This is a genomic window from Amorphus sp. MBR-141, assembly GCF_053628695.1.
The window spans coordinates 1-10,521 of the sequence record NZ_JBRJGW010000052.1; the positions used below are offsets into that span (position 1 = coordinate 1).

Here is a 10,521-nt window from a genome sequence, read left to right on the forward strand (position 1 = left end):
GGCGGTCCACCGAGACCGACCGCGGAGAGAACCATGAACCCGGCGTGGGCGCAAAGCCCGATCAACCAGCTTGACCAATGCGATTAGAGAACTTTTCAGGGGGCAGGCCAGTTGTGCACGACCTTTCCTTAAGAGAAAGCGCTTCACTGTGGCCTGGTGCCGGTTTTTCGGACACGAGGTTAAGCTAACATAGCTTTCTCCTCGAACTCGACCGGGCTGAGATAGCCGAGAGTCGAGTGCCTTCTCCGAGGGTTGTAGAAGCGCTCGATGTAATCGAACACGTCTGCCCTGGCGTCATTCCTCGTTCTGTAGACCTTGCGGGCTGTCCGCTCGGTCTTGAGCGACGAGAAGAAGCTCTCCATCGCAGCATTGTCCCAGACGTTGCCCGACCTGCTCATCGAACAGGTGATGCCATGGTCGGTCATCAGGCGTTGGAACTGCTCGCTCGTATATTGGCTGCCTTGGTCGGAATGATGCAGCAGGCTGTCCGGCCTGCCTCGTCTCCAGATCGCCATGATGAGCGCGTCGGTGACGAGCTGTGCCGTCATCTCGGCCTTCATCGCCCAGCCGACGACACGCCTGGAGAACAGGTCGACGACGGCGGCAACGTAGAGCCAACCTTCGGCGGTCCAGATGTAGGTAAAGTCGGCGATCCACTTCTGGTTCGGAGCCGATGCCTCGAAGGCGCGGTCGAGGAGATTGTCTGACACCGCGGCTCGCTCGCCGGTATCCTTCGGCAGTCCACGACGGCGCGGCCGGGCCCGCAGTCCGTTCTGGCGCATGAGCCTCTCGATACGATGCAGGCCGCAGGACAGCCCTTCGGCCAACACATCATGCCAGACGCGTCGAGCACCATAGGTGCGGTCGCTGCTCTTGAAGCTCCGGTCGATCGCCGTAACCAGCACCTCGTCCTGCCGGGAGCGGGCGCTGGGGCTGCGGTTGAGCCAGGCATGGAAGCCCGAGCGGGAGACATCCAGCGCCTCGCACAGCCATGCCACCGGCCAGATCGAACGGTGCTTCGCAATGAAGGCGAACCTCATGTCGCTTCCCTCGCGAAGAAGGCTGCGGCCTTTTTTAGGATGTCGCGCTCCGCCTTCAACTTCGCGACTTCCTTGCGCAGCCGGTCGATCTCCTGCTGCTCCGGCTTCATCTGTCCGTGGCCGGGAAAGGCATGCTGCGGATCGGCGCCGAGCTCCCGGATCCATTTGCGCAGCACGTTCTCGTGCAGATCAAGATCACGGGCCGCCTGCGCCACCGCAACGCCCCGATCCTTCACCAGTCTCACTGCCTCAAGCTTGAACTCGCGGCTGAACTTCCTTCTTCGCATTCCCACTCTCCAGTTCCGTCAAACACCTTATCTCGGTGTCCACGAAACCAGCACCAGGCCACTGACTCATACTTTTTTATTGTGGCAGATAGGGTCAGACTTCATGTGGCTTGGCAGATCGTCCTCGATTGTGTTCAGGCGGCGCGTGCGAAATGGGTTCGATCGTATTGCGCTTCATGTGTCAGCCTGATCGCGCTCCGCCGATCCAGTATTCATGAACCACCCGCCAGGACTCAGCACTTCCGGAGGTGACTCCGTCGGATCGCAGGGCTAAAGTTGTGGGTCTGGGATCCGGGTTGGAGGAGCCGTCCCGCACCGCGATGATTACCCCTGCTTACGATTACCTGCTGGTGGCGGCATCGGTGCTCGTCTCGATGATGGCCTCGTTCACGGGGCTGACGCTCACCAAAGGCATTTCGGCGCTGCCCGAGGGGCTGCGCAAGATCCGGATCGTCATGGCCGCGCTCGCCCTTGGCGGCGGCATCTGGTCGATGCATTTCGTCGCGATTCTGGCGATGCGGTTCCCGTTGCCGATCGATTACGACGTGATCTACACGCTCGGCTCCGCGCTTATCGCGATCCTGATGGCCGGGACGGCATTGTTGATCCTGCATTTTGCGTCGCGGACCTGGATCAACCAGGTCGTTGCCGGCGCCATTCTCGGCAACGGCATCGTGGTGATGCACTATGTCGGCATGTCGGCCCTGCGCGGCTGCCTGACCCTTTATGAGCCGGTCGGCATTGTCCTGTCGATCGCCGTGGCGACCCTGATGGGGATCTTGGCCATTGGGCTTGCTTACGCCAGGCGGAACACGGCCCATATCCTCGCGTCGACGGTCATCTTCGGTGCATCCGTGGTGGTGGTGCATTTCGTCGCCATCGCGTGGACGTCGTTCCAGATATCGGGATCGCTCGTCGGAACGATGCCGCAGATCGAGAACGGCACGCTGGCGCTGCTCGTGATGCTCTCGGCGTTCGTGATCTGTGGGACGTTTCTCCTCGCCTCCACCAGTTACGTGTTCACCGGTTTCAGCAAGCCGGTCACCGCGGGCGCGCCAACCGCGGCTCTGGCCGGGGCCGCTGCGGGTGGAGACGCCCCTCGCCCGGAAGAGAGCCTGGCTGCCACCTTCGTGCCGCATGTGGAAGCGCCGCGCATCCCCTATGAGCGGGACAAGCGAACCTGCTTCATTCCCGCCGAGCGGGTGATCGCGCTGCGCGCCGAGGGGCACTACACCGTGCTCTACACCCGCGACGAGATGCTGTTCTGCCCGTGGTCGATCTCGGAAGCGGAAAGACGGCTGCCACAGATGCTTTTTCTGCGAACGCATCGAAGCTATCTCGTCAACCTGCAGCACGTGACCGCGTTCGAGCGCCACAAGGACAACGGCTCCTGCCATTTCGACGGCGTCCAATCGCTCAAGTTCGCGCCCGTGAGCCGCGGCCATGTCGCCGGCGTCCGCGAAGCGCTCGGCCTGTAGCGCCGCAGGTCAAATCTCCCCGATTTCGCATTTCGTGCGGATAAATCGCACTTCGTGAAATGCGCTGCGCTCGCGATGGCTTTGACCTCGCATGGCCATGGGAGCCTCGTAACGTTCCCCGTGCGGGACGCTGGGTGGGGCCGGCTGTCTCCGCGACGGGAGGAAAAAAATGATACCTGGCAGTTTCCACTATCATCGGCCGGAGTCCGTCGATGACGCGGTTGCCATTCTCGCCAAGTATGGCGACGAAGCACGGGCGGTGGCGGGGGGCCACAGCCTCATTCCGCTGATGAAGCTGCGCATGGCCGACCTGGCTCATGTGGTCGATCTTCAGGCCATAGGCGACCTGAAAGGCATCACCGTCGACAGCAGCACGGTCACCATCGGTGCGATGGTCACTCAGCATGAACTGATCGCGAGCGAGCCACTCGCCCAGGCGGCTCCCATCATTCGCGAAGCGTCGCTGCAGATCGCCGATCCACAGGTGCGCTATGTCGGCACGATCGGTGGCAATGTCGCGAATGGCGATCCCGGCAACGACATGCCGGCTCTGATGCAGTGCCTCGACGCGACCTTTGTGCTGACGGGCCCCAACGGCACCCGCGACGTCGCGGCGCGTGAATTCTACGAGGCGGCCTACTTCACCGCCCGCGAGGATGACGAACTGCTCGTCGCCATCCGGTTCCCGGCGACGCAGGGCGGTTACGCCTACGAAAAGCAGAAGCGCAAGATCGGCGACTACGCCACTGCGGCGGCGGCGGTCCTCATAGAGAAGGACGGCAGCTCCTGCTCCGCCGCCTCTGTTGCGATGACCAACCTCTCCGACGTTCCCGTCTACTGCCAGGGTGCCATCGATGCGTTGATCGGGTCGACCCTCGACGCGTCGGCGCTCGATGCGGCGGTCGCTGCCATGCAGGAGGCCATCGATCCGCAGGCCGACAATCGCGGGCCCGTGGAGTTCAAGAGACATGTCGCCGGGATCATGCTGCGCCGGGCGATCGAGCGCGCCGCGTCGCGCGCCTGAGGGGAGGAAACACCAATGGACAAGATGCACTTCAAGCTGACGGTCAACGGCAAGCAGGAGGAACTGCTTGTCGAGCCGCGCGAACTGCTGATTCACGTGTTGCGCGAGAAACTGGGCGTAACCGGTCCGCACATCGGATGCGAGACGTCGCATTGCGGCGCCTGCACGGTCGATATGGACGGCAAATCGGTCAAGTCCTGCACTGTCTTCGCGGCGCAGGCGAACGGCGCCGACGTGACCACGATCGAGGGACTCGGCACGCCCGATGGCCTGCATGTGCTGCAGCAGATGTTCAAGGAGCATCACGGGCTGCAGTGCGGCTTCTGCACGCCGGGCATGATCACCCGCGCCTATCGCCTGCTGCAGGAAAACCCCGACCCGAGCGAGGAGGACGTGCGCTTCGGCATGTCCGGCAACCTGTGCCGCTGCACCGGCTACCAGAACATCGTCAAGGCGGTGCTTGCCTCCGCCGCTGAACTCAACGCCGTCAAGGAGGCCGCACAATGAACGAGATGAGCCCTCCCACAGCCGAACGCGCCGCCGCTCTCAAGGGGCTGGGCTCGGAACGCAAGCGCGTCGAGGATGCCCGGTTCACACAAGGCAAGGGAAACTATGTCGACGACCTGAAACTACCCGGCATGCTGTTCGGCGATTTCGTCCGCAGCCCCTATGCCCACGCGCGCATCAAGTCGATCGACGCGGAGGCCGCCAAGGCGCTGCCCGGGGTCGTCGCCGTGCTGACGGCCGAAGACCTCGCGCCGCTGGGCCTGCACTGGATGCCGACGCTCGCCGGCGACAAGCAGATGGTCCTGGCCGACGGCAAGGTTCTGTTCCAGGGGCAGGAAGTCGCCTTCGTCGTTGCCGAGGACCGCTATATCGCGGCCGATGCGGTCGAGCTTATCGAGGTCGACTACGAGGAGCTTCCCGTCGTCACCGATCCGTTCAAGGCCCAGGCCGACGACGCACCGGTGCTGCGCGAGGACCTCGACGGCAACATGGAAGGGGCGCACGGGCCGCGCCGGCACCATAACCATATCTTCACCTGGGAGCAGGGCGACAAGGAAGCGACCGATACCGTCATCGGTTCGGCTGACGTCGTCGCCGAGGAGATGATCTACTACCATCGGACCCATCCGTGCCCGCTCGAGACCTGCGGCTGCGTCGCCTCGATGGACAAGGTCAACGGCAAGCTGACGGTGCATGGCACCTTCCAGGCGCCACATGCCGTGCGCACTGTCGCCTCGCTCATCTCCGGCATCGCCGAGCACAACATCCGCATCATCTCGCCGGATATCGGCGGCGGGTTCGGCAACAAGGTCGGCGTCTATCCGGGCTACATCTGCTCGATCGTCGCGTCGATCGTCACCGGCGTCCCGGTGAAATGGGTCGAGGACCGGATGGACAATCTGATGGCGACGGCCTTTGCCCGCGACTACTGGATGCAGGGCAAGATCGCCGCCACGAAGGACGGCAAGATCACCGGCCTGTGGTGCCACGTGACGGCGGATCACGGCGCGTTCGACGCCTGCGCCGATCCGACCAAGTTCCCGGCCGGCTTCTTCAACATCTGCACCGGGTCCTACGACATTCCGACGGCCTATCTCGCGGTCGACGGCGTCTACACGAACAAGGCGCCCGGCGGCGTGGCCTATCGTTGCTCGTTCCGGGTAACGGAGGCGGCCTATTTCATCGAGCGGATGATCGAGGTTCTCGCCATCAAGCTCGGCATGGATGCCGCGGAACTCAGGGCAAAGAACTTCATTAAGGCCGACCAGTTCCCCTACCGGTCGGCGCTTGGCTGGGAGTATGACTCCGGCAACTATCAGCCGGCCTGGGACAAGGCGCTGAAGGCCGTCGGATACGACGATCTGCGCAAGGAGCAGGCCGAACGGGTCGAAGCCTTCAAGCGCGGCGAGACCCGCAAGCTTCTCGGCATCGGGCTGACGTTCTTCACCGAGATCGTCGGCGCCGGCCCGGTCAAGAACTGCGACATTCTCGGCCTCGGCATGTTCGATAGCTGCGAGATCCGCATCCACCCGACGGGTTCGGCGATCGCGCGGCTCGGCACGATCAGCCAGGGCCAGGGACATGCCACCACCTTCGCGCAGATCCTTGCCTCCGAGACCGGCATTCCGGCCGACGACATCACCATCGAGGAAGGCGATACCGACACAGCGCCTTACGGTCTCGGCACCTACGGCTCGCGCTCGACGCCCGTTGCCGGTGCGGCGACCGCGATGGCCGGCCGCAAGATCCGCGCCAAGGCGCAGATGATCGCGGCCTACCTGCTGGAAGTCCACGACGACGACGTCGAATGGGACGTCGACCGGTTCGTGGTGAAGGGCGCGCCGGAACGGTTCAAGACGATGAAGGAAATCGCCTTCGCGTCCTACAATCAGGCGATCCCCGGCGTCGAACCCGGTCTCGAGGCGGTCAGCTACTACGATCCGCCGAACATGACCTATCCCTTCGGCGCCTATATCTGCGTCATGGAGATCGACGCCGATACGGGCGAGTGGAGCATCCGGCAGTTCTACGCGCTGGACGATTGCGGCACGCGCATCAACCCGATGATCATCGAGGGGCAGGTGCATGGCGGCGTGACGGAAGCGTTGGCGATCGCGATGGGTCAGGAGATTGCCTACGACGAGATCGGCAACGTGAAGACCGGCACGCTGATGGACTTCTTCATCCCGACCGCGTGGGAGACGCCGCATTACACGACCGATCATACGGTGACGCCGAGCCCGCACCATCCGATCGGCGCCAAGGGTGTCGGCGAGAGCCCGAATGTCGGCGGCGTACCGGCCTTCTCCAACGCGGTGCATGACGCGTTCCGGCCGTTCGGCCTCGTTCAGGCACACATGCCTCACGATCATTGGCGCATCTGGAAGATCGCCCATGATCTCGGGCTGCACGGCTGATCGCGGCGAACAACCAGACGACATCCGGGCCTCCGGCCCGGATGTCTCCGGAGCTTGAACAATGTCCCGGCACCAAACGTCCTGGCAACAGTTGCAGGCCGACCTCGCCGATACCGGCTATGTCGCGTCCGATGATCTCGCGATGGCGCTTTTCCTGGCTGTGACCCTCGGAAAGCCGCTGCTGCTCGAGGGGCCGGCCGGCGTCGGCAAGACGCAGGTCGCCAAGTCGCTGTCGGAGCTGCAGTCCACGAAGCTGATCCGGCTGCAGTGTTACGAGGGGCTCGACGCTTCGCACGCCATCTACGAGTGGAACTACCAGCGCCAGCTTCTTGCGATACGGGCCGCGGCGGAAGAGCAGAAGCCGTCGACCGAGATGGAGGATCACGTCTTCTCCGAGAAGTTCCTCTTGCAACGGCCGCTTCTCGAGGCGATCCGGCAGGAGACGCCCGCGGTCCTGCTGATCGATGAGATCGACCGGGCGGACGAGGAATTCGAGGCCTATCTTCTGGAGGTCCTGTCCGATTTCCAGATCACCATTCCCGAGATCGGGACTGTCCCCGCTCGGTCGCGACCGCATGTCGTCCTGACCGCCAATGGCGCACGCGACCTGTCGGACGCCTTGCGCCGCCGCTGCCTCTACAGTTTCGTCGACTATCCGGACCGGCGGACGGAGATGGCGATCCTGCAGGCGCGCGCGCCCGAACTCGAAGCTCGGCTCGCCGAGCAGATCGTCGGTTTCGTGCAGGCGCTTCGCAAGGAAGAGCTGGAGAAGAAACCCGGCATTGCCGAGATGCTCGACTGGGCGGCGGCGCTCGGCGGCCTCGGCGTCAACGATCTCGCCGACGATCCCGAACAGACGCAGGCGACGCTCGTCTGTCTCCTGAAGACCGAGCGCGACCGTGCAGCGGTCCCGAAGGAAGTGCAGCAGCGCCTCGTCGGAAGGGCGGCGTGATGCAGGTCACCCGGTTCCCGCAACGCGCGACAGGGCCAGCGGAGCGCCTCTCCGGTTTCGCGGCGCATCTGCGCATGAACGGCATCCCCGCCGGACTTCCCGAAACGGAGACCGCGCTCGCGGCGCTTGGCGTGGTGGATGCAAGCCGCATGGCGGACGTGCGGCTGGCGCTCAAAGCGGTGTGCACCGGTGATGCCGACGCCAATGGCAGGTTTGACGATCTCTTCGATGCCTATTGGCTGAACCGCGGGCGCAAACGCGACGGCACCGCCGCCACGCATTCCAGCCGCAATGCCTCGGCCGACAGCGGCCGGACCTACCGCATGGCCTCCGGCGCCAGCGACGAGGAGGGCGAGGCGGACACGCCGGACGATGACACCGAGGCGGCATCGACCGGCACGGGCACCGGGCGGCTCGTAGCCTCGACGACGCGCTCCATCGAGAAGACGGACCTGCGCAAGCTGATGACGCCGGAGGACCTGCAGCGGGCGGAGCGCGTGGCCGAAGCGATCGCACGCAGCATGCGCGACCGGCGCTCGCGCCGGTTCAAGGCCGCGTCGCGCGGTGAGGCTCTGGACATGCGCAAGATCCTGCGCAGAAGCGTCCAGCGCGGCGGCGAACCGATCGAGCTTTTCCGCAAGGCCCGGCCCGATCGGCCGGTCAACATCGTGGCGCTTCTGGATGTCTCCGGTTCGATGACGGTCTATGCGCGGGTCTTTCTCGCCTTCCTGAAAGGGCTGGTGTCGGCCGATCATCGCACCGACGCCTATCTCTTCCACACGCAGCTCGTGCGCATATCCGACGCGCTCAGGGACAGCGACACGATGCGGGCGGTGAACCGGCTGTCTATCATGGCGCAGGGTTTCGGTGGCGGCACGAAAATCGGCGCCAACCTGAAGCAGTTCAACGCGCAGCATGCGGCGCAGTCGGTCAACGGGCGCAGCGTGGTGATCATCCTTTCGGACGGTTACGACACCGATCCGCCGGAGATCCTGGCGCAGGAGCTCGCGCGGCTGAGGCGGCGCGGAGCCCGTATCGTCTGGCTCAATCCGCTGAGGGGCTGGGACGGCTACGAGCCGGTGGCGCGCGGCATGGCCGCAGCCCTGCCGCATCTCGACCATTTCGCCGCGGCGAACACGCTGGACGACCTTGCGGCACTCGAACCCTGGCTGAACCGCTTGTGAGCGTGGTGACGATGGGACAGAAACCGGACATTCTCAAACAGGCGGCCGACCTGACCAATGCCGGCGAGTCCTTCGCCCTGGCGACCGTCGTGCGCACCGTCGCGGCAACCGCCGCAAAGGCCGGGGCGAAGGCGATCATCCGCGCCGACGGGACGATCATGGAGGGCTGGATCGGCGGTGGCTGCGCGCGTGGCGCCGTGCTCAAGGCGGCGCGCGAGGCGCTGGAAGACGGCAAGCCGCGTTTCGTTTCCGTCCAGCCTGAGGACCTGCTCACGGGGCTCGGCGTCACCGCCGGCGCCGAAAAAGAGGGCATCCGCTTCGCCCGCAACATGTGTCCCAGCAAGGGAACGATGGACGTCTTCATCGAGCCCGTTCTGCCGGCGCCCGGGATCGTCATTCTCGGGTCGAGCCCGGTTGCCGTGGCCCTCGCCGACATCGCGCCGCGTTTCGGCTTCCATGTGACGGTCTGCGCCCCGGAGCCCGAGCAGGCTGCCTTTGACCGGGCCGACGCACGCATCGACGGCTTCATGGTCGAGACGGCCTATACGCGCGGGAAGTTCGTGGTCGTATCGACGCAGGGCCGCGGCGACGAGGCGGCGATGAGCGCCGCCGTCTCCGTCTCGTGCGCCTATGTCTCCTTCGTCGGATCGAAGGCCAAGGCAGCGGCGCTAACGGACAAGCTGCGCGGCAAAGGCGTTGACGAGACCCGGCTGGCCGCGGTGAAGGCGCCGGCCGGCCTGGATATCGGCGCGATCACGCCGGACGAAATCGCGCTCTCGATCCTGTCCGAGATCGTCCAGACGCGCAGACGCGCGTTGCGCGACGCGGCAATACAGGTGGAGCCGTCATGAAGATCCCACTCGGCTTAGTCACGCGTCTCTTCCGCACCCGGCCGGATAGGAGAACCGCAGAGCAGCGCGCGCAAGAACAGAACCTGGCCGTGCAGGCCATGCTGGTCCGCGGTCCGTGCTGTGGATAGGAGAGGAGCCCAATCATGGAAATGAAAGACGAAGTCCGTATCGAAGCCCCGCGTGACCGGGTTTATGCGGCGCTCAACGATCCCGATATTCTCAAAGACTGCATTCCCGGCTGCGAAGAGCTGTTCAAGCATTCCGATACGGAGCTCACCGCCAAGGTGGCGCTGAAAGTCGGGCCGGTGAAGGCGAAGTTCTCGGGCGACGTCACGCTGGACAAGAGCCGGGCGCCGGACCATTTCGTCCTCTCCGGCGAGGGGAGCGGCGGCGTCGCGGGCTATGCGAAGGGCGGAGCCGACGTTGATCTGGAGGAAGATGGCGAGGCGACCATCCTGCGCTACACGGCCAAAGCCGATGTCGGCGGCAAAATCGCGCAGCTCGGAAGCCGGCTGATCAGCTCGACGGCCAACCGCCTGGCCGCACAGTTCTTCTCCAGGTTCAAGGAGGAGGTCGAAACGCAAGCGGCTGAAGCCGGCGTTTGACCTGAGTCAGCCTCTTGCGCCCTCCTCGCAATTGCATGGCGGCTTTATGGTGCCGGTATCCATGACCTGCCAGTCTGCTTTCGTGAAGAGTTTCGGGCGCCGAAAGGCGTACGAAAGTCCCCGAGGAAGGAACCCGCGGGCCCCAGGCGATGGGCTATGGGGATTTCGGATTTAGC

Annotated in this window: 9 protein-coding genes; 8 read left to right on the forward strand and 1 reads right to left on the reverse strand. The window is 64.5% G+C overall.

The features are described from left to right. Nucleotides 1–179: 179 nt before the first annotated feature. A protein-coding gene (locus ACSSVZ_RS27240; protein WP_453974011.1) for an IS3 family transposase occupies nucleotides 180–1,327 on the reverse strand; the annotation gives its coding sequence in 2 pieces (ribosomal slippage) (nucleotides 180–1,078 and nucleotides 1,078–1,327; 1,149 coding nt in all). A 248-nt stretch (nucleotides 1,328–1,575) separates the two neighbouring features. On the opposite strand from ACSSVZ_RS27240, the gene ACSSVZ_RS27245 reads away from it, so the two are divergent. The 8 genes from ACSSVZ_RS27245 to ACSSVZ_RS27280 all read left to right on the forward strand — a co-directional run bounded on the left by ACSSVZ_RS27245 (nucleotide 1,576) and on the right by ACSSVZ_RS27280 (nucleotide 10,345). Then, complete coding sequence (locus tag ACSSVZ_RS27245; RefSeq protein ID WP_453974012.1) at nucleotides 1,576–2,805, forward strand: MHYT domain-containing protein; 1,230 nt, start codon at nucleotides 1,576–1,578, stop codon at nucleotides 2,803–2,805. A 169-nt stretch (nucleotides 2,806–2,974) separates the two neighbouring features. After that, the gene (locus ACSSVZ_RS27250) at nucleotides 2,975–3,829 is read left to right on the forward strand and encodes an FAD binding domain-containing protein (RefSeq protein ID WP_453974013.1); all 855 of its coding nucleotides are present in this window, start codon (nucleotides 2,975–2,977) and stop codon (nucleotides 3,827–3,829) included. A gap of 15 nt (nucleotides 3,830–3,844) precedes the next feature. Further along, the gene (locus ACSSVZ_RS27255) at nucleotides 3,845–4,336 is read left to right on the forward strand and encodes a (2Fe-2S)-binding protein (RefSeq protein ID WP_453974014.1); all 492 of its coding nucleotides are present in this window, start codon (nucleotides 3,845–3,847) and stop codon (nucleotides 4,334–4,336) included. Next, on the forward strand, nucleotides 4,333–6,753 hold the full coding sequence (locus ACSSVZ_RS27260) for an aerobic carbon-monoxide dehydrogenase large subunit (protein ID WP_306884677.1): 2,421 nt from the start codon (nucleotides 4,333–4,335) through the stop codon (nucleotides 6,751–6,753). Before ACSSVZ_RS27255 ends, ACSSVZ_RS27260 begins: the two co-directional genes overlap by 4 nt. A 61-nt stretch (nucleotides 6,754–6,814) precedes the next feature. Continuing rightward, nucleotides 6,815–7,705: an AAA family ATPase gene (locus ACSSVZ_RS27265; protein WP_453974015.1), complete on the forward strand. Its 891-nt coding sequence runs from the start codon at nucleotides 6,815–6,817 to the stop codon at nucleotides 7,703–7,705. Then, nucleotides 7,705–8,889, forward strand: a complete 1,185-nt coding sequence (locus ACSSVZ_RS27270; protein WP_453974018.1) for a vWA domain-containing protein — start codon at nucleotides 7,705–7,707, stop codon at nucleotides 8,887–8,889. Before ACSSVZ_RS27265 ends, ACSSVZ_RS27270 begins: the two co-directional genes overlap by 1 nt. Before the next feature lie 11 nt (nucleotides 8,890–8,900). Further along, nucleotides 8,901–9,740 carry an XdhC family protein gene (locus ACSSVZ_RS27275; protein ID WP_453974016.1) on the forward strand — a complete coding sequence of 280 codons (840 nt, stop codon included), beginning with the start codon at nucleotides 8,901–8,903 and terminating at the stop codon, nucleotides 9,738–9,740. Between the two features lie 143 nt (nucleotides 9,741–9,883). Continuing rightward, complete coding sequence (locus ACSSVZ_RS27280) at nucleotides 9,884–10,345, forward strand: CoxG family protein (RefSeq protein WP_453974017.1); 462 nt, start codon at nucleotides 9,884–9,886, stop codon at nucleotides 10,343–10,345. Nucleotides 10,346–10,521 lie beyond the last annotated feature (176 nt).

Coding starts and splice junctions, on each gene's coding strand:
- ACSSVZ_RS27265 (WP_453974015.1), top strand. CDS start 6,815: ATGTCCCGGCACCAAACGTCCTGGCAACAGTTGCAGGCCGACCTCGCC.
- ACSSVZ_RS27260 (WP_306884677.1), top strand. CDS start 4,333: ATGAACGAGATGAGCCCTCCCACAGCCGAACGCGCCGCCGCTCTCAAG.
- ACSSVZ_RS27255 (WP_453974014.1), top strand. CDS start 3,845: ATGGACAAGATGCACTTCAAGCTGACGGTCAACGGCAAGCAGGAGGAA.
- ACSSVZ_RS27280 (WP_453974017.1), top strand. CDS start 9,884: ATGGAAATGAAAGACGAAGTCCGTATCGAAGCCCCGCGTGACCGGGTT.
- ACSSVZ_RS27250 (WP_453974013.1), top strand. CDS start 2,975: ATGATACCTGGCAGTTTCCACTATCATCGGCCGGAGTCCGTCGATGAC.
- ACSSVZ_RS27275 (WP_453974016.1), top strand. CDS start 8,901: ATGGGACAGAAACCGGACATTCTCAAACAGGCGGCCGACCTGACCAAT.
- ACSSVZ_RS27270 (WP_453974018.1), top strand. CDS start 7,705: ATGCAGGTCACCCGGTTCCCGCAACGCGCGACAGGGCCAGCGGAGCGC.